14 protein-coding genes are annotated in these 23,696 nt (G+C 68.9%); 11 read left to right on the top strand and 3 right to left on the bottom strand.

The genetic code is table 11. The features are described from left to right. Positions 1 to 8 precede the first annotated feature (8 nt). The 7 genes from AAW14_RS01015 (at position 9) to AAW14_RS00985 (ending at position 10,278) form a co-directional block, all read left to right on the top strand. Positions 9 to 1,634: a PfaD family polyunsaturated fatty acid/polyketide biosynthesis protein gene (locus tag AAW14_RS01015; RefSeq protein WP_265558773.1), complete on the top strand. Its 1,626-nt coding sequence runs from the start codon at positions 9 to 11 to the stop codon at positions 1,632 to 1,634. Further along, on the top strand, positions 1,631 to 3,328 hold the full coding sequence (locus AAW14_RS01010) for an acyl-CoA dehydrogenase (protein WP_265558771.1): 1,698 nt from the start codon (positions 1,631 to 1,633) through the stop codon (positions 3,326 to 3,328). Before AAW14_RS01015 ends, AAW14_RS01010 begins: the two co-directional genes overlap by 4 nt. A 9-nt stretch (positions 3,329 to 3,337) precedes the next feature. Continuing rightward, the gene (locus AAW14_RS01005; RefSeq protein WP_265558769.1) at positions 3,338 to 5,131 is read left to right on the top strand and encodes an acyl-CoA dehydrogenase family protein; all 1,794 of its coding nucleotides are present in this window, start codon (positions 3,338 to 3,340) and stop codon (positions 5,129 to 5,131) included. 27 nt (positions 5,132 to 5,158) lie between these two features. Beyond that, the gene (locus AAW14_RS01000) at positions 5,159 to 5,899 is read left to right on the top strand and encodes a 4'-phosphopantetheinyl transferase family protein (RefSeq protein WP_265558767.1); all 741 of its coding nucleotides are present in this window, start codon (positions 5,159 to 5,161) and stop codon (positions 5,897 to 5,899) included. Positions 5,900 to 5,927: 28 nt separating this feature from the next. Next, a complete protein-coding gene (locus AAW14_RS00995) occupies positions 5,928 to 7,217 on the top strand; it encodes an NAD(P)/FAD-dependent oxidoreductase (RefSeq protein ID WP_265558765.1) in 1,290 nt (429 codons plus the stop codon). A 450-nt stretch (positions 7,218 to 7,667) separates the two neighbouring features. Then, positions 7,668 to 8,291 (top strand): helix-turn-helix transcriptional regulator, encoded by a 624-nt coding sequence (locus AAW14_RS00990; protein ID WP_265558763.1) that lies wholly within the window; start codon positions 7,668 to 7,670, stop codon positions 8,289 to 8,291. Between the two features lie 220 nt (positions 8,292 to 8,511). Further along, a complete protein-coding gene (locus tag AAW14_RS00985; RefSeq protein ID WP_265558761.1) occupies positions 8,512 to 10,278 on the top strand; it encodes a choice-of-anchor C family protein in 1,767 nt (588 codons plus the stop codon). Here AAW14_RS00985 and AAW14_RS00980 read toward each other — a convergent pair. Continuing rightward, complete coding sequence (locus AAW14_RS00980; protein ID WP_265558759.1) at positions 10,265 to 11,083, bottom strand: AfsR/SARP family transcriptional regulator; 819 nt, start codon at positions 11,081 to 11,083, stop codon at positions 10,265 to 10,267. The two genes, AAW14_RS00985 and AAW14_RS00980, sit on opposite strands and share 14 nt — an antisense overlap. 1,752 nt (positions 11,084 to 12,835) lie before the next feature. Between AAW14_RS00980 and AAW14_RS00975 the strand changes: the two genes are divergently transcribed. Next, positions 12,836 to 15,244: a helix-turn-helix transcriptional regulator gene (locus AAW14_RS00975; RefSeq protein WP_265558757.1), complete on the top strand. Its 2,409-nt coding sequence runs from the start codon at positions 12,836 to 12,838 to the stop codon at positions 15,242 to 15,244. Between the two features lie 304 nt (positions 15,245 to 15,548). Here AAW14_RS00975 and AAW14_RS00970 read toward each other — a convergent pair whose 3' ends face one another. Then, positions 15,549 to 16,523, bottom strand: a complete 975-nt coding sequence (locus tag AAW14_RS00970) for an AfsR/SARP family transcriptional regulator (RefSeq protein WP_265558755.1) — start codon at positions 16,521 to 16,523, stop codon at positions 15,549 to 15,551. Between the two features lie 372 nt (positions 16,524 to 16,895). On the opposite strand from AAW14_RS00970, the gene AAW14_RS00965 reads away from it, so the two are divergent. From AAW14_RS00965 to AAW14_RS00955, 3 genes are all read left to right on the top strand, one after another. Further along, positions 16,896 to 17,456: an ATP-binding protein gene (locus tag AAW14_RS00965; RefSeq protein WP_265558753.1), complete on the top strand. Its 561-nt coding sequence runs from the start codon at positions 16,896 to 16,898 to the stop codon at positions 17,454 to 17,456. A gap of 448 nt (positions 17,457 to 17,904) precedes the next feature. Next, a complete protein-coding gene (locus tag AAW14_RS00960) occupies positions 17,905 to 20,190 on the top strand; it encodes a SigE family RNA polymerase sigma factor (protein ID WP_265558750.1) in 2,286 nt (761 codons plus the stop codon). A 245-nt stretch (positions 20,191 to 20,435) separates the two neighbouring features. Then, complete coding sequence (locus tag AAW14_RS00955) at positions 20,436 to 21,200, top strand: alpha/beta hydrolase family protein (protein ID WP_265558747.1); 765 nt, start codon at positions 20,436 to 20,438, stop codon at positions 21,198 to 21,200. 170 nt (positions 21,201 to 21,370) lie between these two features. On the opposite strand, the gene AAW14_RS00950 is transcribed toward AAW14_RS00955, so the two are convergent. Further along, entirely contained in the window at positions 21,371 to 23,197 is a 1,827-nt protein-coding gene (locus AAW14_RS00950) for an RICIN domain-containing protein (RefSeq protein WP_265558746.1), read from the bottom strand. Positions 23,198 to 23,696: the final 499 nt, after the last annotated feature.

Genomic DNA, 23,696 nt, shown 5'->3' with positions numbered 1-23,696 from the left:
CGGTCCTCATGGACATTCGCGACACCCCTCTCCGCTGGCACGGGGACCGGTACCCCAGCACTGACCCCGCCGGGATCTACCACGCCCTCGCCGACCTGGACCAGCCCTGTTTCATCGCCCTCACCGCCGGAGGGATCGGAGCCGTCTCCGGCGGTTTCGCCGCGGCCGCCGGCGACGGCCTGCCGCTGCTCGCCGCCGCCCAGCCGCTGCCTCCCGAACGGCTCGGATCGGCGGCTTTCCTCGCCGCGCACGGTGTGCGGCAGCCGTACATGGCCGGCGCGATGGCCGGCGGAATCGCCTCGGCCGACATGGTGATCGCCCTGGCCAGGGAGGGTTTCCTGTCCTCCTTCGGCGCGGCGGGGCTGCTGCCCCGGACGATCGAGAACGCCCTGGTTCGCTTTGCCGCGGAGATCCCAGGACTTCCCCATGCCGTCAATCTGATCCACAGCCCCAGCGAGGACCGGCTGGAGCGGGAAGCAGTCGAACTGTTTCTGCGGCACGGCGTGCGCTGCGTGGAGGCATCGGCATACATGGACCTCACGCCGCATGTCGTCCGCTACCGGCTCGCCGGACTTCGACGCGACCAGGACGGCCGACCCGTCACCGAGAACCGGCTGATCGCCAAGATCTCACAGGCCGAGACCGCCGAGCGCTTCATGCGCCCGGCGCCGGCGGCCCTCGTCAACGCCCTGCTGGAACAAGGTCTGATCACCGCGGACCAGGCCGCGCTCGCCGGCCGTGTGCCGCTGGCCGACGACATCACCGCGGAGGCGGACTCAGGCGGACACACCGACCGCCGACCACTGCCCGCGCTGCTGCCGACCATCCTGCGGCTGCGCGACACCGTGCAGCGCGAGCGCCGCTACACCGTGCCGGTCCGCGTCGGCGCGGGCGGCGGTCTTGGCACACCCGTCGCGGTGGCCGCGGCCTTCGCGATGGGTGCCGCCTACGTCGTCACCGGCTCCGTCAACCAGTCCTGCCTGGAGTCGGGGGCGTCCACTCGGTCCAAGGCGATGCTCGCCGAGGCCGGCATCGCCGACTGCGCGATGGCCCCAGCTGCCGACATGTTCGAGATGGGTGTTGAACTCCAAGTACTGAAGAAGGGAACCCTCTTCCCCATGCGGGCCCGACGCATGTACCAGCTCTACCACGCCTACGACGGGTTGGAGTCGATCCCCGCCTCGGACCGCGCCAAACTGGAGCAGCAGATCTTCAGGCGCACGCTGGAGGACGTCTGGCAGGAGTGCGTCCACTACTTCGAGCGGCGTGACCCCGAACAGCTTCGACGCGCGGCCAACAGCCCCAAGCGACGGATGGCCCTGGTCTTCCGCTGGTACCTGGGCATGTCGTCGCGCTGGGCGGTCACTGGCGACGAGGACCGCGCCATGGACTACCAGGTCTGGTGCGGCCCGGCAATGGGGAGCTTCAACGACTGGGTGACCGGCAGCTATCTGAAGCCCCCGGGCAACCGGCGGGTCGTCGACGTCGCCCACCACCTCATGCGCGGCGCCGCGTTCCACACCCGCGTTGCCCAGCTGCGCAGCGCAGGTGTGCACATCCCGACGACCGCAGCCGACTACCGACCCGTTCCGCTGGAGACCCCGGCCCAAAGCTCCTCTCCGGGGGTGCGATGACCCCGGAAGAGCTGGAGACACTGCTCGGTGACCCTGCCGACGACTCGAACCCGTACGGTTTCGCCGCCGCCGTCGCCCGCGACGAGCGCGACGAGTTCCCGGCAGCGCTCTGCGAAGCGCTGGTCGGGGCCGGGTTCCACCTCGAATACCTCCCGCAGGAGTGGGGCGGTACGTTCGAGTCGTTCGACCGCGCCCTCACCCTGGTGCGGTCGGCCGCCCGCCGGGACGTCAACGTCATGCCCGGCACGATGTTCAGCATCATCGCCGCGACGTGTCTGCAACTGCACGGCAGCGTGGAGCAGCAGCGGCGGGCGATGGAGATACTGCGCGCAGGCGGTGCCGTCGGCTTCGCCCTCACCGAGATCGAGCACGGCAGCGACCTGCTGGCGAACGAGGTGCGACTGAGCCCGGACGGGCGCCTCGACGGTGAGAAGTGGATGGTCGGTCTGGGCCTGCGCTGCGCGGCGGCGTACGTCGTGGCCCGCACCGGCGAGCGGGGTCCTGCCGCCTTCTCGGCGGTGCTGCTGGACCTGGCGGACGTCCCCGAGGAGCACCTGAGCCGGGTCCCTGCGCCGCGCACCGGCGGCATGCGGGGCATCGACCTCGCGACGCTGCGCTTCACCGGCCTGCCGGTTCCCCCCGGCGCGCTGGTCGGCAAGGAGGGCGAGGGCCTCGAAGCCGCCGTCAAGGCCCAGCAGGCCGTACGGCTGATGAGCATGGCCGGCAGCCTCGGCATTGCGGACAGCGCCGTACGGCTCACCCTGGATTTCGCCGTGAACCGCAGGTTCGGCCGCACGGTCCTCGCTCGGTCGCCGTACCCGCGGCGCGAGCTGGCGGTCGCCGCGGCGGCCCTCCTGGCGGCGGACGTGGTGGCGCTGACCGCGGCCCGCGGCGTGCACGTGGTGCCGGAGGCGTTCAGCGTGTGGGCGCTGTCGGCCAAGCACGTGGTGGCGGAGGCCTGCGACGAGCTGATCCGGCACTGCGGCACGGTCCTCGCCACCAGGTCGGTCCTGCGCGAGGGCGAGCACGGGGCGGGGCTGTTCCAGAAGCTCCAGCGGGACTCGGCGGTGGTCCGGGTGATCGACGCCAGTACGCTGGCCAACCTGCAGTCGTACGCCGGTCAGCTGCCCATGCTGACGGAGGGCGCGGGCAGGCCGCATCCCGCCGCCGTCGAGACCGTCTTCAGGCTCGAAGCGCAGCTGCCCCCGTACGAGCCGACCCGGCTCGACATGCTCGCGGGGGGCGTCGATCCAGTGCTCGCCGGGCTGCCGGAGATCGCGGAGTTCGTCGTCGCGGCGCTGGAGGGCGACGACACCGCGGCACCCGTCGCGGCTCTGGTGGCGGACCTCGCCGACGCCGTGGCCGGCCTGGGGGAGCTGACCCGGGCCGCGCGACAGCGCGGCGCCGACCCGAACGCATCGCTGGACGCGGCCGAGCGGTATGCCTGGCTGCACGCCGCCGCGTCCTGCGTCCAGCTGTGGCGGGCCAACCGGGATCGGTCGCTGTACGGCACCGAACCCGGCTCCGTCGGTTGGCTGGGCGCGGCGCTCGGCTACCTGCTCGCCCGCGCCGAGGGTGTGGATCCCCGGCATCACGGTGGGCTGCTCCTGCCCGCCCTCGACGCCGTCAGTGCGCTGCGGGACGCCGGCCGGCTGATGACCGCCCTGCCTGTCCAGTTGGCACCCATTCCATAGGAGTTCACCATGTCCAAATCCGCCATGACAGCCCTGGCCGTGGAGCTGGAGCAGTACCTGGGCGACCCGCACGACCCGGCCGGCCGAATGCCCTTCGTCCAGGTCCTGGACCACGACGAACGCGGAAGGTATCCATACCAGTTCCTCACCCTGCTCCGGCGCTGGGGCGTCCCTGCATACAGTCTGCCCGCCGAGCAGGGCGGCAAGGCGGGAAGCGTGGAGGCCTCGATCTGTCTGATGCGGCTCGTGGCCCGCCGGGACCCGTCGACCGCCATCGGCCTCTCCCTCACCAGCCTCGGATTCATGCCGGCGTGGATCCTCGGCACCGAGGAGCAGAAGCGCTCGCTGATCGCGGACATCAAACACGGCGGCGCAGTGTCCTGGGGTCTTTCCGAGCGCGCTCACGGCAGCGACTTGGTGGCCAATGAGGTGGTGGCGGAGAAGGTGGACGGCGGTTATGCGCTCACCGGTGAGAAGTGGCCGATCGGCAATGCGACGTTCGCAGACAAGATCATTGTCTTCGCCCGCACCGCCGGGCACGGCGGCCCGGCTGCCTACTCGCTCTTCATCCTGGACAAGTGGCGGACCGAGGCCGACACGGTCGAGGACATGCCTTTCGAAAACCTGTATGGCGTGCGCGCTGCGAACCTCAGCGGGATCCGGATGAACAAGGCCTTCGTGCCGGAGTCTGCGCTGATCGGACGGGAGGGCCAGGGCCTGGAGATCGCCATCAAGACCAGCCTGACGGCGCGTGTGGTGCTCCTCTACCTGGCACTGTCGGCGGTCGACACCAGTCTCCGGCTCGCCATGGACTTCGCCGAGCGCCGGGTCCTGCTGGGCGAGGCGATCATCGATGTCCCGTACACCCGGCGCCAGTTGGCGGACGCGTTCGCCGACCTGATGGTGGCCGACGCGGTTGTCCTCGGCGCCGCCCGGAGCCTTCAGGTGGTGCCGGAGCAGGTCAGCGTCTGGTCGTCGGTTGCGAAGTACTTCGTGCCGACGCTGCTGCAGAAGACGATGGCGCAGTTGACCGTGGTGCTCGGGGCGCGCACCTTCGTACGGGACCACCCGCACTACGGCATGCATCAGAAGATGCTGCGCGACATTCTGATGACCGACGTCACCGACGGGAACACCGTGGTGAACCTGCGCAGCCTCGGCCACCAGCTGGGCCGTCTGCTGGACAGGGCCAATGCGCCCGAGGACGCCGCCCGCGAGGCCGCCGCCGAACGCGCCGCCACTCTCTTCGGCATGGACCGCGAGCTCCCGGTGTTCGAGCCCGAGAAGCAGGAGCTGTTCAGCCGCGGCTCCGACGACGCCGTGCTGGCCGCGCCCGAAGGGCTGCGGCGGCTGCGCGCTCTGGCCGAGAAGGCCACGGGCACCGAGCACGACCGGCTGCGTTGCGCGGCGGACCTCGCCGAGGAACTGCTCACCAGGGCCGACCCCATGAACAAGAGGGCGACCACCCTCGCAGCCGCGCTCGGCAAGAACTGCCCGCAGTCGCCCGAGCTCTTCGAACTGACCAAGGAGTACTGCCTGTTGCACGCCGTCGCCGCTTGCGTGCTCACCTTCGTCCACTCGTACGACGTCATGGACCACCCGCTGCCGAGCGGTGCACTGCTCCTCCTTCAGCTGGAGCGGCTGCGAAGGCAGCTGTACCCGCACGAGCTCATCGCGGACGAATCGACGATCGACGCGGTGATGCAGGTGCTGCGCCGACTCCACCGCGAGAACCGGCTGTTCTCGCACTGGCAGTTCCCACTCGCCGAACGCGTCATCGACGAGTCGGCCGTCCGCCTCTGAGGAGTGCAACGCATGCAGGAGCCTGGCATGTCCCGGAGCGACCCCACGTCCCTGTGGCTGCTGCCCGAGCCTGCCGTGGACGGCTTCGCCGCCGCGCTCGGCGGCACACGACTGCTCGCGGCCGAGGAGCGGACCCGACTGGAGCGGCGTCCAACGCCCGCCGCACGGCGCCGGTACCTCGGCGCGCGCCTGCTGTGCCGTTACGCCCTCAGCGTCAAGACCGGCCGCCCCGTGGACCAGTGGCGCTTTCGCCACGGCACCCACGGGCGGCCGGAAGTGGAGCCTGACTACGAGGATGTGCGGTTCAACCTCTCCCACGACGACGGCCTCATCGCGTGCGTCGTCACCCACGGGAGCCGGTGCGGGGTCGATGTGACTCGCACGCCTTCCACTGCGGAGCTGGCGTTCCACCTGGGCCGCCGCCTCGCCCCCGCTGAGCGCGCGGAGCTCACCGAGGCCGCTCCCGGTACACGCGCCGCCGTGGCGAGCGAGCTGTGGGTACTGAAAGAGGCGTATCTGAAGGCACTGGGCACCGGCCTCACCCGGAGTCTTGACGGATTCACCTTCGTGCGCCGGCCCGGGAGCCCCATAGCCGTGCGAGACCCGCAGCAGCCGGCGGGCGCGGACGCCCGCTGGTGGTTCGACCTGCTCCACCCCGGCCCGAGTCACGTCCTGGCCGTCGCCACCGAGGACGGGCGCCCGGGAGGCCTGCGCCGCACCGACCTGTCCGACCTCTCGCTCTGCGACCTCGGACACATCCGACCATGAAGTGCCACCGACCTTGAAGGACATGCTCATGCCGCAGCCCACCGTCCCCCGAATCGCCGTCGTCGGTGCCGGTGTCGCCGGCCTCTCCGCCGCCTATCACCTGCGCGACCGCGCACGCATCACCATCTTCGAGCGGGAGAACCGCCTCGGCGGTCACGCCAACACCGTGGAGGTCGAGGAGAACGGCAAGATCCTTGGCATCGACACCGCTTTCGTCGTGTTCAATCGCCAGGCCTACACGAACCTGTGCGCGTTCTTCGACGAGCTGGGAGTCGAGACGGTCGAGCACCACGGGGCCTTCAACTTCTTCGACCTGGACACCGGACTCGAGTACGGCACCAGCGAACTCGACCTGACCGAGGGCGAGGTCACGGCCCGCTATTCCGAGGAGTTCCTCACGATCTGGCGCGAGGCCCGGCGCTTCCACGCCGAAGGCCGAAGGGACTTCATCCGCAAGCGCGCCGACCTCCCTCTCGGCCGGTACCTCGACCGCGGCGGCTACAGCCGGGCATTCCGCAACTCGTACGTCATCCTGCTCTGCTCGGCGGTCTGGTCGATCCCGGCCGAGCTCATCTGGGACATGCCCGCCAGCACTGTCATCGCCTTCTTCATGGCTCATGACGAGGGCGGCCTGGGCGGGAGGCAGGTGGACTGGCGGACAGTCGGCGGTGGTTCGATCTCCTACGTCCGCAAGGCCCTCGCTGCCATCGCTCCGGAGATCCGGGCGGGCGAACCGGCTACGCGTATCCAGCCGGACGACGATGGCGTAACGGTGACCACCGCCAAGGGCATCGAGCGTTTCGACTACGCGGTCGTGGGCGCCCATGCGGACGAGGCGCTGGCCCTGATCGACAACCCCACCGAGCGGCAGCACGAGGTGCTGTCCAAGGTCCGCTACAACAGGTCGCGGGTCATCCTGCACACCGACGCCTCGGTGGTCCCCGTGGACCGCGACCGCTGGGAGGCATGGAACTACGGCAAGGTCGAGGTTGGCGGTCAGGCCCGCACGTACGTGGCGTACTACATGAACAAGCTGCACGGTTTCACCGCGGAGAAGGACTACTTCGTCACGCTCGACTACCCGGGAGAGGTCGCCCCGGATTCGGTCATCGCGGAGTTCCCGTACACGCACCCCATCATCGACATTCACGTTCGCAACATGCAGCAGGACATCTACGGCGTAAACGTCGGAACCCGAGTGAAGTTGTGCGGCTCGTACTTCCATGCCAAGCGGCACGGACGGGACCTTGTCGGATCCCACGAGGCCGGGTATTCCTCCGGAATGGAGGCCGCGGCGCAGCTGATCCGGGAGCTCTGAACCCGCACTCGTCAGGCGCGTCCTCGCCCCCGGTTCGGGTGGGCAAGGACGCGCCGCGTTGTTTCACGCACTGCCGGGGCGGGGGGCCGTGCGCCCGAGGAAATTCACCGGTCAACCGGCGGCCGAGCACACGGGCCTAGCAACTGGGCTGCCTCGTGCCGAGGCCGGCCGGAGTCGGGTGAGTCCTCACCGCCGGTCCGAGTGATGCCTGAACAAGGGTCAGGTCGGTTCCCGTTCGAGCTGCGCAACAGCCGGCACAACCGGTTGGCCCGCCCGATCAGGGGCTTCTCCCGCCCGGACGCGCAGTCACGGCACCGAGCCGACGGCAATTCGGCCCGTACGGCCACGCGTTAGGTCCACGTTCAGTAGACGCCCAGAGCCATCGGGAAGCTTGTGCGGACAGACGCCGCGCGTTCGGCGGTGTCGCTGTGTGGTTGATGAGGAGCATGGATGGAGCGCATTCCTGTGTGCGTCCGCGCAGATGATCCGATCTCGCAGGTCGGTGTGGCCGGAGCGCTCAGACCGCGGCCGGAGGTCGAGGTTGTCGCTGACGCGGAGATGGACCGGGCGAAGGTCGCCTTGGTCGTCGCCGACGAGGTGACCGACCACAGCCTCCAAGTACTGCGATCGGTCGGGCAGACAAGCAAGGCTCGACTGGTGCTGGTGAGCACGGAGCTCGATGGAACGGATCTCGTTTCGGCAGCGGAGGCGGGGGTGGTGGGGGTGGTCCGGCGCGGAGAGGCCACCCCGGATCGGCTGGTCACAGCGGTCCGCCTGGCGGCGGCGGGGGAAGGGGCGGTTCCGCCGGATCTGTTGGGTCGGCTGCTCGATCAAGTCGGTCGTGTTCAACGCCAGGTACTCGGGCCACGCGGGCTGAACTTCAGCAACCTCACGGACAGGGAGATCGAGGTGCTGCGGCTGGTCTCCGAGGGGTTCGACACCGCGGAGATCGCGACCAGGCTCGCCTACTCGTCGCGTACGGTGAAACAGGTCCTCCACGACATTCAGAACCGCTTCCAGCTCCGCAACCGTTGCCATGCCGTGGCCTACGCCATGCGACACGGACTGATCTGACGTCGGTGTGCGAGGAGCCGGTCCCCGCCGATCCGGTCCGCCTCCTCGCTCCGCGAAGCGTTGTGTCACTACGCGCGATGTGCCGAGCCCGGGAACGCCGGCGCGCGGACAGCTAGGGTTTCCAGGGTCTTACGAGGCTGTCGAGGCAAGTTCATCCGATGGGTCGGAACGCACGAAGCGGGTCTGTGGAGGGGCGGGGACGATGGGAGAGCCGAGGCCGATGTCCGGAGACCTTGGAGTGAAGGGGAACGACGCACAGCAGCGGCCCGACACCGAACTGATCGAGCATGCTCGGGCAGGGGACGACGCCGCCTTCGGCATCCTCTACGAGCGGCACTTCGAGGCGGCCTGCCGTCTGGCCCGCCTCTACGCGCCCAGTCCGGCCGATGCCGAGGACGTAGCCTCCGAGGGTTTCGCCCAGGTGCTCGGTGCCATCCGCGCCGGCGGAGGCCCACGGCAGGCGTTCCGCCCGTACTTGCTGACGACTGTACGCCGGATCGCGGCCGGCGCCGCCGCACAGGGAAAGCGATCCACCCCGACCCCGGAGGTGGAGACCTACACATCGCCCGTCTCCTTCGAGGACCCCGTGCTGGCCGATCTGGAGGCGTCACTGGTCGGGCGCGCGTTCGCCGCCCTGCCCGAGCGCTGGCAGACCGTGCTGTGGCACACCGAGGTGGAGGGCGAGAACCCGGCACAGGTGGCGCCTCGGCTCGGGCTGTCCGCAAACGCCACCGCCGCACTGGCCAGCCGCGCTCGCGAAGGGCTGCGTACGGAGTATCTGCAGGCGCACTTATCCGCCGGGGAAATGGAACGCGAGTGCCGCAAGTGCGCGTCGAAATTGGCCGCGTATCTGCGTGGCTCTCTGGGGGCACGGGATCGACGACACGTCGAAGGGCACCTCGCCGGGTGCCGGCGCTGTTCGGGCCTGCTGCTGGAGCTTCGTGAGGTCTCCGGAAGGCTGCGCGGGATTCTTGGCCCCCTGGTCCTGGGGCCGGCGTTCTTGGGCTACGTCACCTCGCACGCCACGGCGTTGTCGCATCACTCGGCAGACGGGACGGCACGGCCGAACGGGCAGCACCCCCAGAACACGTCCCGGTCGTGGCCAGGACGCACCGAAGGCACCGGGCCCCGAGCCGTCGGTACCGGCGTCGCGATCGCGGCCGGCCTGGCGGTCCTCGCGACGGCATCCTCGCCGCTGCCCTCGACGAGTACCGCCTCAGAGCCACGTGCGCACAGCAGGGCCTCCGCTGTGACGACCGCGCCCGCACCGCGGCAGTCGGCGTCGCCCCGTCCGACGCCGTCCCGGCCGGTGGACTCCGGGCCGGTCGGACATCCGGCCCGGCCGCGCTCGAACCCCGCGTCGGCCCCTCCACCGGCCCGGCCCAGCGCGACGCACGTCGGCGTGACGCCCTCAGCGCGTCCGACACACGTCGGTGTGACGCCCTCGGCGTCTCCGACGCACTCGGCCAACCCACCCACTGCCGGCCCGGCTCCGTTGATCGCCGACGGCGGTTTCGACTCTCCTGCCGCCACCGCTCCGGTGACGCTCTACCGCAAGGGGCAGCACATCGGAGCGTGGACGGTCGTCGCCAACTCCATTGATGTGCACCGGTCGGACTACGAGCAGCCCGCTGACGGCAGCCAGTCGATCGACCTCAACGGTGATCTGCCCGGACCCACCAACGGGGCGGTTGCCCAGACCTTCGCCACGGCCTCCGGTGGGCACTACGTGGTCAGCTTCCACCTGGCCGGCAATGTCACGTGCCAAACACCGACGGTCAAAACGATGGAGGTCCAAGTGGGCCGGGTCAAGCGTCGATTCTCTTTCGACACGACGGGGCATTCACCTTCCGACATGGGTTGGCGCCTGGAGACCGTGCGGTTCACCGCTCCAGGCGACCGGACCACGCTGCGCTTCACCAGCACCACCGATCCGACCAGCGTGTGCGGACCGGAGATCGATGGCGTCAAGGTCACCGGGGCGTAGGACGCCACGTCGGCGGCTTTGCCGACCGGTTGACGAACAGCCTCCCGTCGGCCGTGGCGCCGTCGCCCCGTCGGGACCCTGTGTCGAAGGGAGGTCGGCGGGGCGCGGGCGACACCGGGGCTTCGGCAGTGCCGATGCCGAGCGAAGCGAGTGTTGCGGTGTACCGGCGCCTGGTCCGCTCGGCGGCAGCGGGCGCGCCCATACGCTCGTAGGCCGTGACCAGCAGTTGCCACCCTGTGTCATGGAACGTGTCGATGAACAGGCACGTCTCGGCCGCGGCCACCGCGTCCCGGGGGTTGTCGGCGGCGAGTTCCGCGGACGCGAGTTGTGCGGCGGCGTTGGCCGCCTGGTGCCGGTACATCTCCCGTTCCTGCTGGAGCCACTCGGCCGGGCCGTCCTCGGGCAGCAGCTCACCCCCGTACTCGGCGAGCGCGCCCCGCAGGGCCCGCACGGCCCCAATGGTGTCCCCGACCGTCCTCGCCCGCTGGTTTTGGGTCAGCGCGGTCTGGAACGCACGGGTGTCGAGGTAGGCGTCGGCCGGCAGGTTGAGCATGTACGCGTCGCCATCGCGGATCACCAACCGCGGCTTGCGGCGGCCCCGTTCCGGTTCCACGAGACCACGCAGGCTGGAAATGGCCACCTGCAGGCTGGCCATGGCCGACTCTACGGGCACGTCTGGCCAGAGCGCCTCTATCAGAGTTTCCCTGTGCACCGGCCGACCCGCCCGTAAGGAGAGTAATCGCATCGCGGCACGGGCGCGGGGGCGAACCTTCAGCCAGTCGATGGTCCGGTCACTGATGGCCATGCGGAATCCGCCGAAACACCAGATCGCCACCCGGGGCTCGCTTTCGGGCCGGGGGACGCAGGCCAGCACCGGTCGCCGCGGGCTGACGGGCCTGGGCCCGCCGACCGATGCGGCCGTCGACAACGCGCCGGTAGGCCCCGGTCCGGCACCGGGGTCGTCGGTACGGCTCGGCGTGGTGGCAGGGCGCCGGCTTCGGTCTTCTCGTTCCTGTGCGTGACAATTCGTGTCCACGCCTATACAGAGGCGGTTGCCACCGCACTATGACGGAAGAAGCCCAAGATTCTTCTGAGTCGTCCGTGAGCCCGTCGGCCCGTCGGCCTGTCGGCCCGTGAGCCCGTCGGCCCGTCGGCCCGACCACGACGACAGTCAGTGACGACGACGGTCGGCGACGAGCGCCCGGGAACACCTTCGTGCGGTTCATGTGCCCGCAGGATGCTCCAACCACCTTTGTAGGGACGGCCGTTCGCAGATCAAGCGCTTCCGCGTTCACGCGAGCCGTCGAGTCGTGGGCGCGGACCGGCTCGGCCGCAGGCCAAGACGTCAAGGAGACGATTGGTTGGTGGCCGTCGGCTTCGAGTGGGACGTCGTCCGCGTGCCCCTCGACGCCGGCGAGCAGTGCCTGACGATCCTCGAGGATCGCAGCGGCGCCGTGGTCGAGAATCCGGTCGCGCGCACGCGCTCATCCGATCGGGGCGGTTGTTGGGGCAGCAGAGTCGCACGAAGGTGTTCCCGCTCGCCGGCTGCTGTCATCTCGGCACGCTCTTACAGTCGTCGTATGACTGCTTCGCACGGCCACAGGCTCGAGGAACGGCTCATCCACAGATACGGAGACGCGCGGATGCGCAGGACGGGATAATCTCATGCAAGGTCGGCTGATGGCTGACGTCACGCGAATTATCGCTCCGCGCACGTAAACGGTGTCGGTGAGTGAATTGGGAAAGCCCGACTCGCCCCGGCGTACAGGCCCGCCTCGTCGGGACTGGCCAGGAAGTGTGGCAGGCTGTCAATTCGGCAATGTAAACGTGGAATCACCGCTCAATCACGTTCGTGTAACCGGTCGTAGGAAAGTCGTCTGAAACCCGGGAGCGAAAGACGCCGAAACCCCGTCTGAGTGGCCGACCGCCGGACGCCAGAAGTGCCGGTCATGTTGCCGCTCCTAACCCAGCGTTCCGGAACCACCTGGTCTTTCAGCGGGTCGGGTCACCGTCAGAGTGATTCCAGTTGGGCTTGCGAAGTGCCGGTCTATACTTGCCACAGTTCTGCTGGGTCTGCAGGAACCGGTCGTACGAAAGCGGCTGCCGGTCCTGTCCGGGCAAGAGCGGAGCACACGGTTCCCGAGCCGCCTCATATCCCTCGACATGCAGACTGTTCACTCAGCGATCACTTACGTAAGATGCTGGCATTCATCAAGCGGGGGCTTGCAGGATGATGTCAATGGATGCTGATTTCCACTGGCCAATAACCGCGCGGGAGGGGGAACTCCGTGCCATCGAGACCGCTCTCGGCAGGGGCGGCGGTGCCCTTCTCGTCGGCGGCCCCGGAGTAGGCAAGAGTCTTCTCTTTTCCACCGCGCTGGAGCAGGCCGCCGATACAGGCGGGACGGTCCTCTCAGTCGGCGGAGCGAGCTGGAGAAGCGGGACACGAGCCCAGGGGTTCGGGTCGCTTGCCAAATGCCTGGAGGCGGTCGAAACCTCGACGCCGGAGATTACCTCATCGGATCGGACACTCGTAGGCATCGACGATGCCCACCTCGTGGACCCCGCCACCAGCGACCGCCTCTACCGGCTGGTCGCGGCGGGACGCCTCAGCGTTCTCGCCACCGTTCGGCAGGATGTGCACGCCCCGGCCGGGATCGACAAGCTCTGGATCGAGCGACTCATCGACCGTGTCGAAGTCACTCCCTTCGACAGCACCGAGCTGGGCGAGGTGCTACGCACCCGGCTGGGCGGCCACACCGAGACCGCGACGTTGGAGCGCCTGTGGGCCGCAACCCACGGCAGGGCCCTGATCCTGCGCGAACTCGTCGAGCACGCCCTGGAGGACGGTTCCCTGCGCTGCGTCGACGGGACCTGGACCTGGGAGGGCCTGACCGACCGCCTCGGCAAGCGGCTGTCCGACATCATTCGCGTCGGGCTGGGCGGTCTCAGCCCCGACGAGCACGAACTCGTCAACATGCTCGCCGTTGCCGAGCCCTTGGAAGCCGAGATCGTCGCCGAGTCGGGGCTTGTCCACGCGGCCGAGTCGCTCGAGCTGCGCGGCATCGTCGGCGTGGAGGGCACCCGGGCCTGCGTTCATCTCCGGCTGGCTGTACCGCTGAGCCGGGTCGTGGTGGCATCCGGGATGTCCTACCTCACCGCCCAGCGGCTGCGCCGTCAGGTCGCCGACGCTCTGGAACGCTCGGGCGCGCGTGGGGAGGACGACCTCCTGCGCATCGTCTCGCTGCGCATCGAGGCGGGACTCGTGCCCGAGCGGGAGAAACTGCTTGCCGCGGCACGCATCGCCGTTCGGCGGACGGACTTCGTGCTTGCGGAGCGTTTGTGTCTGCTGGCTCTGCGGGCCACTCTCTTGGGCGTGGACAGGGCCCTTCGCGAGCCTGTGCCCGACCGGGCGCAGTACGCGGCGGAACTCTGCCGCGCGGTGAAGCACGAATCGCAGGACCCGGATCACGCCACGGACTGCGTCCGGACCGCGCTGCTGCTCGGCCAGGTTCTGGTCGGCAACGGGTGCTATGAGGAAGCCGAGGCGGTACTGGCCACAGCGCTCGGATCCGGTGTGGAGGTGTCCCACTCGGAGTACATCGCCGCGGCTCACGCCCGGTTGGTCAACATGGCGTGCAACCTGCGGCGCGTCTCGGAGGCCGACGCCGAACTGGCCCGCGCGGTCTCGGCCGCCGAGCCCGATCGCGCGGCGGTGCTGCAAGCCAGCCGTGCCGTGATCGCCGCGTTCTCGGACAGGCTCGAGGAGGCCGTCGCCATCGGCGACCAGGTGCTGCGCGCGGACACTGCCGTCCTGCCCGTGACCGAGGTGCTGCTCCCCGTCGTGGCCTTGGCGCACACGGAACTCGGCGACCCGGCCGGGGCCTTGGACCTGCTGAGCCGGTACCGGCACGATGTCCGCAACTGGGATACGGACGCGGCGATTCTCTTCAACTCGGTCTCCGCGCGCTGCTCCACCCTCATGGGCGATCTTCGCGGCGCGGCCGAGGGCTGGGACGCCATCCACCGGCTCGACAGAACCGGGTGTCGACCCGCGTTCGTACAGGGAGTCCTTGTCCGGGCACGCCTGCTCCGCCTGATGGGGCAGCCCGAGCTTGCCGTTGCGCTGCTGCGGCGGACCATTGTCGTCGGCCCGTCCGACGGCCGCCACGCCGACCGGACCCGGCTGCTGGCCCAACTGGCCGCGGCATTGGCCGAGTCGGGACGCTGCCCCGAGTCTCTGCGAACTCTGGTGGAGGTACGGGCATCACTGAGCCACACCATGCCGTCCCCGATCGCCGAGGACGGCGTGGCCTACGAGCGGGCACTGGTCCTAGCCCATACAGGGGACCGTTCGGGGGCCGTTGCCCGAGCCCTGGAGCTTGCGGATCGTGCGACCGCTGCGGGGCGCACGTTGACGGCGATCGACGGGCTGCACCTCGCCGTACGCATCATAGACGCCGGGGCGTTCCGGTTCCGCGAGCGGGCCCAGCTGCTTGCGGAGAAGGCCACGGGGAGCTTGACGCTGGTGATGGCCGACCACATTCGGGCGCTGGCCGAGGCCGACGGGCCGTCGCTGTCCATGGTGTCCGCGCAGTTCCGGAGCATGGGCGCGCTGCCGCTCTCCGCGGAGGCCGCCGCGCAGGCCGCCCGCGCGTACAGGGCGTCCGGCCGGCGCCGCAAGAGCCGTGAAGCGTGGGCCACGTGCCGGGAGCTGCTGCGCGCATTCCAGGGCACCCTGCCACCGTGGCTGGAGTGCGAGAACCGTCGACACAGCGACCTCGCCGTCGCGCGTCTCACCCCCCGGGAACGCGAAGTGGCCGCGTTGGCCGCCACCGGGCTGCCGAACCGCGACATCGCGGATCAATTGGTGGTCTCCGTGCGTACCGTGGAGAACCATCTGCACCGCATCTACCATAAGTTGGGCATCACAACGCGCAACGCTCTCCGGCGTGAGCTGGAGTAGGCCGCGGAGCGATGCGGATGGTCCGCCGACGCCTCGAGCGATCGTGTCGCGCCGTGATTGCCGTGATTGCCGTGATCAGGATGCGCGAGTAACAGCGGCTGGCTACAGGAATGGGCTCCGAGTGCAACTCGGCGGTGTGTCATCACCTCCGGCGGGGCACGGACCGCGTCGGCCATCGCCGGGTTCCAGGAGCCCCAGTTCCGACAGCCGAGCAGTGTTGCCGCACATCAGCCGCACTGTCACGCAGGCCGGGAGCAATCGACGCGCTGACAACCGGTGCTCTGGGTGCAGAACCCCTCGTGCCTCACGCCGAGTCCCTGCCCCGCGCGGAGGTGTCCTTGTCCCCCCGAACCATCAGCCGGTCGAGTTCCGAACGAAGTGCATGCTGTTCCGAGGTCAACTGGTCGATCCGCCGCCGCAATCGAACCAGCTCCTCGTCCTGCGGACCATAGAGCTCGGCGAGGTCCGCCTCGTCGTGGAGCTCCGCCACTGAGCGCCCCGTGGGCTCATGGCCCGGTCGCCCGCTGCCGGCCTCGCGCAGCAGCCGCACCGAGGCGGTCCGTAGCCGCATCTCATCCGCATCCGTTTCACCGGATGGTCGGCGCCGCTCGATGTCCCGAGCCTTTTGCGCCTCGTTGTGTCGCCCGCAGCGCTGGAGCGAGAGGGCCAACTGGTCGCGGAACCGATTCCGTAAGGGGTGCGCGGTAACCAACTCCTCGAGCTCCCCGGCGACTTGATGATGCAGGCCCAATCGCAGCAAGGCCTCGTACAGATCCTCGAGCGCGAGCAGGCGCTCCTCCTCGAGGCGTGCCGCGGCACCACCGCACAGCGGTCCCTGGCAGCCCCCCTCCAGCGCAGGGCCGCGCCATAGACTCAGGGCCTTGCGCAGGAGCTCACACGCGGCGTGGGGATCCGACTCCAACAGCCTCTGTGCACGGGAGACGTGGAGACGGAAATGAACGCTGTCGAGCTCCTGGGGGTGCACGTGGAGCAGATAACCCGGGCCCTGTGCGACGAGCCGCGGCGCATTCGCTCCGAAGGGCTCCACCGCGATGAGCTGCTGCCGCAGGCGCGACGCGTGGGCCTGCAGCGCGTTTCCCGCCTTTTTCGGCGCGTGGCGTCCCCACAGCTCGTTGATCAGCTCCTCCGTAGGCACCGGAGTAGCCATACGTACCAGCAGTGCCCCGAGCAGCACCCGCTGCTTGGGACTGGTCAGCCGGACACTCCGCCGCCTGACGTCGTCGTAGATCCCAGGGGGTCCCAGTAGTCGGAACTGCATGCATGCCTCCACCCGCTCTGTGCGATGCGCACCGTGTGACGTCCACGAGGTGATCACAGTCCAGGGCCCTGCCTCATGAGTGGTCGGGTACTCAAACGCCCGCGGGGCTGGAGCCAGGGCCCGCGGCGCAGCGCGAAATGGGGACTGCCTGCCCGGCGGCGCACCCGGCGCCTGCGGGACGGACATGAGTGACGGTTACTCAGGACCGTGGGGGCTCCCAGTGGTCGAGTGGAGGCTCGGGGCCGCCTTCGACGGCAAGCCCGTCGAAGGCGGCACAGACATGGTCGCCATCACCCTGCCAACGTGATCGAGTCAGCGGTCAGCAAGCACCTCTACAGGTCTGGCTGCTGACCGCCTCGTGAAGGAGGACTAGTGCCGGAACCGCCCCACAACCGGCTCGACCTGGCTTCCACGCCGTCGGCGATTCGTTACGCCCGTCTTCATGCAGAGGACGTGCTGGGGAGGTGGCCGATTCCGGCCACCGTCAAGGATGACGCGCTGCTGATCGTTGACGAGCTGATCGCCAACGCCGTGCTGCACGCCCATCCTGAGCAGAACTCCGGACCAGACGAATCCGCCGGCCGGCCGCAGGTTCCCGGATGCTCACTTCTCCTCAGGCTCATGCCCGACCATCTGCTGATCCTCGTCCATGACCAGGACCGCCGGCCCCCGGTGTTGAGGGAGCCCTCGGACCAAGCGGAATCTGGGCGCGGCCTGCTGCTGGTCGCCGGGCTGAGCGCGGCCTGGGGTTACACATACCCGGCTGCAGGGAACGGGAAGTCGGTGTGGGCACGGGTGCACATTGCTTCGGATTCGCCGCGGGGACAAGTCTCCGCCGAGGCGGGCAAGGCCCCACCGGCAAAGCTGCCGCGAGAGGTGGAGCCAAGCGACCGCGGCATGCTCGCGGAGCGCGGCGCGGTGATGAGCGTATGAGCCGGGACTCCACGGGGTCCGACTGTTGACCATCCCGAGGCTCGTGGCGGCCGGTCACCTGCCCCCAGCGGCCGGCCGCCACGAGCGGGACTCGCTTCCAGCGACGCGCACCAACCTGTGACGGACGTCTTCATCTCTGCATCCCGGGGGATGCAGAGCACGTACTTCCTGCCTGGCAGCGCGACAACCGTGGGGAAATCTACGGTGGGTTGGGCTCGGCACGTGTGGCCAGGTGCCGATCGCCCGGATTCCATGGAACGCGACCGGTATTTCTCCTACCGCATCCGACCGGCGCCCTCGATACGTTGCGGCTCCGGGGGCGTTGGGGAGTCAACCGGATGGAAGGCACCCACGGGCAGGAACTCTGCAACCACGACCAGCATTCCTCGATCTTTTCGAGTCATGAGTGATCGATGCCAACCCACTTACGACGTAAGGAACCACACACATGAAACTGGGCGAGCACCATGGCGAGGTGCTGGACTTCGAGGAGTACGTACGTACACAGCAGGACGCGCTGCTGCGCACCGCCCGACGTCTGGTTTCCGACCCGGCCGATGCCGAGGACCTGCTGCAGACTGCGCTGCTGCGTACCTGTGGCCGCTGGGAGGGCATCGCCGACAAGCGCCTGGCGGACGCCTATCTGCGCCGCGTGATGATCAACACGCGTACCGAGTGGTGGCGGGTACGGAGGTTGGCGGAGTTACCCACCGAGCAGCTCCCGGACACGACCGTGGACGACCCCACGGAGCAGCACGCCGTCCGTGCCCTGCTCATGGACGCCTTGAAGGTCCTCACTCCGAGGCAGCGCAGTGTCGTCGTGGTGCGACACTGGGAGCAGATGTCCACTGAGGAGACGGCCATCGCCCTCGGCATCCCGGCCGGAACGGTCAAGAGCACTCTGCACCGAGCGCTCATCCGGCTTCGTCAGGAGCTGGAGCGCCGGGACCTTGAATCCGACTTGGCGTCAGCCTCTGGTCGTGAGCGTGCGTCGGCTTCCCTCCGGGATGTTTCTGTGACCGAACCCGCTGTTGCATGGTCTTCTCTTACGAACGGCAGCACTGGAGTCGATGGAAGGAATGCGAAGATGAACTTTCCAGCGGCGGACGCGGAGCTGGTGTCGGCGGCGCGACAGGGAGCGCAGGGGGCGCTGGAAGAGCTGGCGGGCCGGTATCTGCCGCTCGTCTACAACATCGTCGGGCGGGCTTTGCCGGGACCATCGGACGTGGACGACGTGGTTCAGGAGACGATGCTGGGTGTCGTGCGGGGCCTGTCCGGGCTCTGTGACGGAAGTGCTTTCCGGCCCTGGCTGGTCGCGGTGACGATGAGCCAGATCCGCACGCACCGTGAGTCGTACCCTGCTCCGCCGCGTGTCCTGGAGGAGCTCGCGGTCGTGGCCGACCCGGGCGCCGACTTCGTGGATCTGACGCTGAACCGGCTTCAACTGTCCGGGCAGCGGCGGGAGGCGGCCGAGGCGACACGCTGGCTGGACGCGGACGATCGGGAGCTGCTCTCGCTGTGGTGGCTGGTCACCGCCGGGCATCTGACCCAGGCGGAGATGGTGGCCGCGATCGGCCTGGACGCGCACCACGTCACGCTCCGGGTGAGCCGAATGAAGTCGCAGCTCGAAATCGCGCGCGTGGTGGCGCGCGCGCTCGCCGTCACGCCCCGCTGCTCCGACCTGGAGCGGACCATCCACCTTTGGGACGGCAGACCGGGAGGGCTGTGGCGCAAGCGGCTGGCCCGGCACGTACGCGGGTGTGGGTCCTGCGGGGGTCCGAGCGCAGGTCTGGTCCCCTTGGAGGGTCTGCTGGCCAACCTTGCCCTGGTTCCGCTGCCACTCGGTTACACGGCGTTCGTCCTGTCGGGCATCGGCTACGAGACGACGAGCGCCGCGACCGAGGCCGGCCATACGGGCCCGGTGTCCCACCGACGTACCCGACGTAATTCCAGGCACCGCAATGGGCGCTCGCTCGGTTCGTTCACCGGTAATCCGATGGTGGTGGCGGCCGCGTTCACTGCCACCCTCACCGCCGCGGTCGGCATCGGAGCCCTGACATCAGGCCCGGGCGGCGAAAAGCCGATGGCCGGCCGACAGCCCGGCCTTTCGGCGCCGGACGACGCCGGCAGCACCGAGCCGCACACCACCACGCCCGCGCCCGCAACCACTACGGCACCCACGCCGACGCCCGCAGCGACGACACCCCACGAGCCCACCGCGGCTCCCAGTCGTACGAGACATACGCCCGCTTCCATCCCCCGGACCACGGTCCCTGGCCACAGGGCTGATTCGGCCGTCGCCGGCTCCGAGGCTGCAGCCGCTGCAGAAGTCCTCTCAGTCATCAACCAGGCCCGCGCGGCCCACAACATGGCTCCCCTCGAGACCAGCACCGGCCTGGAATCGAGCTCGGGAGCGCACAACCGGACCATGGCCACGGGGTGCGGCCTGCAGCACGAGTGTCCCGGCGAGGCCCAACTCGGCGACCGGGAAACCGTGGCCGGCGTCCGCTGGGGAGCGGCCGGCGAGAACATAGGCACCGACGGGTCCCTCGCCCACACCACCGCCGATCTCGCCTCCCGGGCCGTCGGCCTGACCAAGTCGATGCTCGCCGAACAACCGCCGAACGACGGCCATCGCCGCAACATCCTCAACCCGGACTTCCACCACATCGGCATCAATGTGCTGCACGGAAGCTCCGGAAACCTCTGGCTGACTCAGGACTTCGCCGACTGACCGGTTTCGCCGCCCAACGCACTGTCCGCGACCCGTTGCCCCAGCCGGTTTTGCCAGGGAAAAAGGGTTGGGCGGGAAGATGCTAGGGCTGGTAGCTTTCAGTCGGCCGCGACATCGTCCGAGGAGGTGAGACCCATGAACGCTGTATCCCTGTGGGTGCTCCCTCTTTTCGTCACGGTCGGGCGATTGACGTAAGGGTCGTCGGGAGCGCCACAACAAAAGGCACTCCCGAAAGGCAACAACCAATGCATTCTGTGGATTTCACCGCAAAGACATCGTCGGACGGTGTCGTCGAACGGGACTTCACCGTGGGCGAGGTCACCGGCGCTCTCTGGTCGCCGGCTTCCGGAGCCGATCGTGCACCTCTGGTGCTGATGGGTCACGGAGGCGGCACGCACAAGAAGTGGCCGGGCATGGTGGGCCGTGCACACCGCCTCGTGACCGGCTGCGGTTTCCATGTCGCCACCATCGACGCGCCCGGTCACGGCGGCCGGCCGCGCACGGAGCACGACGAGCAGGAGATCGCCGCGCTGTACCGGGCGAGGTCGGCGGGCGAGCCGGAAGGCCCGATCGTCGTCCGCTACAACGCCCACCTGGCGGAGCGCGCCGTGCCCGAGTGGCAGGCGGCCCTGGACGCTCTCCAGGAACTTCCGGAGATCGGCGCCGAAGGGCCGGTCGGCTACTTCGGTCTGAACATGGGCACCGCGATCGGGGTGCCGCTGACGGCGATCGAACCCAGGATCACCGCCGCGGTCTTCGGCCTCCACTGGCCCGATCGCCTGGCCGAGACGGCGAAGCAGATCACCATCCCGATCGAGTTCGTGCTCCAGTGGGACGACGAGCACATCTCGCGCCAGTCCGGTCTCGCGTTGTTCGACGCCTTCGCCTCGAAGGAGAAGACGTTGCACGCCAACGCGGGCAGGCACAAGGAGGTGCCCCGGTTCGAGGCCGACAGCGCGGTCCGGTTCTTCGCCCGGCACCTCGGCCGAGCGGTCACGTCTCCGGCCTGACGTAAGTGGTGTCGGCGTCCGGCTTGCGAGTCGGGCGCCGCTATCGCGGCCCCGGATTGAGGCTGCGCGCCCAGATGGGCCAGGCCCCGCCGGGCCGACACCGGCCGAGCGCCGGGCTGCAGCGCTTCGTCCGGTTCACGGCCTGATCGGCCTTCTCCAGATCAGATCGATCACGGCTCCGAACAGGCCCTGGTTCGGGTGTGTGTGACGTTCGGACTGCCGGTGTCCGCACCGACCGCGGTCATGGTCAGGGTCTGATCGGCGGCGGTCCGCGATCCCCCCACGGAGTTGTCGGTGGTGCTCGTCCAGAAGCGGGCCGGTGTGGTCTCGGCGAGCCGGGCGGCGTCGGAGGACAGACCGATCGCCAGGCCGCTGTAGCGGTTGACCAGCCGGTAGGTGCCGGTGGGGGTGCCGTCGGCGGCGGAGGTGTTGGCGAGGACGAACCACTGCTGCCCGACGGCGGGGCCGCCCGCGCCAACTCCCCTGACGGTGGGTCTGGTTCCCCAGGCCCGGCCCGCGGGGGAGTGGGAGGTGACGCCGAGGAGCCGTCCGGTACAGGCATTGGCGATGCGATAGGAACCGTCGCCGTTGGAGGTGATGGTCCAGGCGTCCAGGCCGGTTCCGGTGGCGGCGGCCAGAGAGGTGGTGGCGGAGCTTCCGGGGACCTGAGCGAGGATGCGGCCGCTTCCGCTGCCGATGTGGTAGGTCCTGGCCGCGTCGAAGGGCGAGGTGGCCGGCGCGGACGATCCGATCGTGACATTGATGTACTCGGAGTCGGAGTTTCCCGAACAGCCATAGGAGCAGTAGGAGCGGAAGCCCTTGCCGACCACGGTGGAGCTGGTCTTGTTCGCGCCGTCGAGGAACCAGCGGTACCACGACGCGTTGGTGTAGCTACCCGTGTCGCCGATCAGCGTCCACTTCTGCGTGGCGAGGTTGTCGGTGGCGTAGAACTGCTGCGGCGCGGATCCGCTCTGGTCGACTGCCTGCGGCTCGCCGATGTACAGCCCCAGGTAGGCGTCGTAGGTGATGTCCATGGCAAAAAGTGGCGAGGTCGGGGGCGTCTCGCCGGCCGCGACCTGCTGCTCCACCGTGCCGGCGCCGGCGGGGTCGTATTCGTTCGCCGCGGGCGTGTAGCCGGTGCTGTCGGCGGAGGTCACCGGCACCATGTTGCTTTCCCTGCCGCCAACTCCGGGCTGCGACCACGAGCCGTCGTACCACTTCTGCCAAGAGCCGGGCGCCATCTTGGCCGAGATCGGCGCACGGGCCACGTGTGCGTAAAAGGCTTTCCAGCCGCCGTTCTTGTCCACCAGGCGGGATCCGTAGAAGACGTAGAAGTAGCCCGAGGCCGTGTCGACGAACAGTCGCTGGTCGCCGTCGCCATAGGAGAACGTCTGGTTGGGAAAGGCCGTGCTGTCGCCCCGCTTGGTGCTGTACGGCGAGGTGATGACGTGGTCCTTGATCTTCCATGTCTTGCCCTGGTCGGTGGAGACGGCGTGGTCGATGGCGTCGAAGTGGACTCCGTCGCCGAAGGGTTGCGGGGTGAACTCGTTGTGGATCAGCCCGTACCAGTCGCCCGTGTCCGGATCGACCCACACGCCGACCAGGTCGCAGAAGTTCCTCTGCGAGTAGCGTGACCCGGCGGGCGCGTGGGTGGCCTCGAGGCCGGTGGGGCTGTTGTTGCACCGCCAAGTGGTGTCGTTGTTCTTGTCGTTGGAATTGCCGGGGTTCTGCGCGTCGCTGATCGCATCGTTGCGAGTGGCGGTGTCGAAGTCGATGCCGGAGTAGAAGCTCCACGCGCGGTCGTCGCTCGCGCCGTAGAGCGAGTGGGCCTCCTGGTAGTAGAACGTGCCGTTCTTGTCGATGTAGGCGTTCGCCGGGGTGTCGTCCGGTTGGTCCCAGGACCCCTTCGCGCCGACGGCGACGGTGTACGTGGTGGACGACGGCGTCGCTGACGCCGTCGGCGTCAGCGCGCGGCCGCCCGCGCATGCCAGAGTCATGGCGAGCAGCGCTGCGGCGGGCCTTCCAGGAGATGGCATCTCTCGCTCCGATTCATGCCGGCGTACGGCCGTACGCCGGCCCTGCTCGATGCTTGCTTCTGCACAGGCCCGTTCCCCTCTCGCCGCGAACTGTTCGCGACAAGAACCCGGCATGTGGCGAGACATGCGCTTGACAAGGGTGAACCGGCGTGCGGAAGGGGGCTAAGTGTGCTCACCTCTGCTCGATTTCCATGAGAATCAAGCAGTTTTGCTCAAAGAGTTGTTGGATGATGGTGGGTCGCGTTCCGGCGCTTGTCAACCCAACTGCACGCTCGGTGCGCTGCGTTACCGTGAGCAATGGTGAATTCGGCTGCCTGCTGGCTGCGCGTGTCGGCAAACGGTGGTCGGTGGTCGGCTATCGGTGAACGTGGTCGGTGATCGGTGAAGACCACCGGGTGCCGGGCTGCAGGGGAGGGCGGCCTGCGCGCCCTAGGCGGCTGAACGGTTGTGATGAATCTTG

Origin of the sequence: Streptomyces hygroscopicus (assembly GCF_026168105.1) — a bacterium.
In the GTDB taxonomy this organism is placed as follows: domain Bacteria; phylum Actinomycetota; class Actinomycetes; order Streptomycetales; family Streptomycetaceae; genus Streptomyces; species Streptomyces hygroscopicus_D.
Note: the sequence above shows the minus strand (reverse complement) of the source record. Positions and strands in the feature narration are given on the sequence as shown.

Coding starts and splice junctions, on each gene's coding strand:
- AAW14_RS01015 (WP_265558773.1), top strand. CDS start 9: ATGGACATTCGCGACACCCCTCTCCGCTGGCACGGGGACCGGTACCCC.
- AAW14_RS01010 (WP_265558771.1), top strand. CDS start 1,631: ATGACCCCGGAAGAGCTGGAGACACTGCTCGGTGACCCTGCCGACGAC.
- AAW14_RS01005 (WP_265558769.1), top strand. CDS start 3,338: ATGTCCAAATCCGCCATGACAGCCCTGGCCGTGGAGCTGGAGCAGTAC.
- AAW14_RS01000 (WP_265558767.1), top strand. CDS start 5,159: ATGTCCCGGAGCGACCCCACGTCCCTGTGGCTGCTGCCCGAGCCTGCC.
- AAW14_RS00995 (WP_265558765.1), top strand. CDS start 5,928: ATGCCGCAGCCCACCGTCCCCCGAATCGCCGTCGTCGGTGCCGGTGTC.
- AAW14_RS00990 (WP_265558763.1), top strand. CDS start 7,668: ATGGAGCGCATTCCTGTGTGCGTCCGCGCAGATGATCCGATCTCGCAG.
- AAW14_RS00985 (WP_265558761.1), top strand. CDS start 8,512: ATGTCCGGAGACCTTGGAGTGAAGGGGAACGACGCACAGCAGCGGCCC.
- AAW14_RS00980 (WP_265558759.1), bottom strand. CDS start 11,083: ATGGCCATCAGTGACCGGACCATCGACTGGCTGAAGGTTCGCCCCCGC.
- AAW14_RS00970 (WP_265558755.1), bottom strand. CDS start 16,523: ATGCAGTTCCGACTACTGGGACCCCCTGGGATCTACGACGACGTCAGG.
- AAW14_RS00960 (WP_265558750.1), top strand. CDS start 17,905: ATGAAACTGGGCGAGCACCATGGCGAGGTGCTGGACTTCGAGGAGTAC.
- AAW14_RS00955 (WP_265558747.1), top strand. CDS start 20,436: ATGCATTCTGTGGATTTCACCGCAAAGACATCGTCGGACGGTGTCGTC.
- AAW14_RS00950 (WP_265558746.1), bottom strand. CDS start 23,197: ATGACTCTGGCATGCGCGGGCGGCCGCGCGCTGACGCCGACGGCGTCA.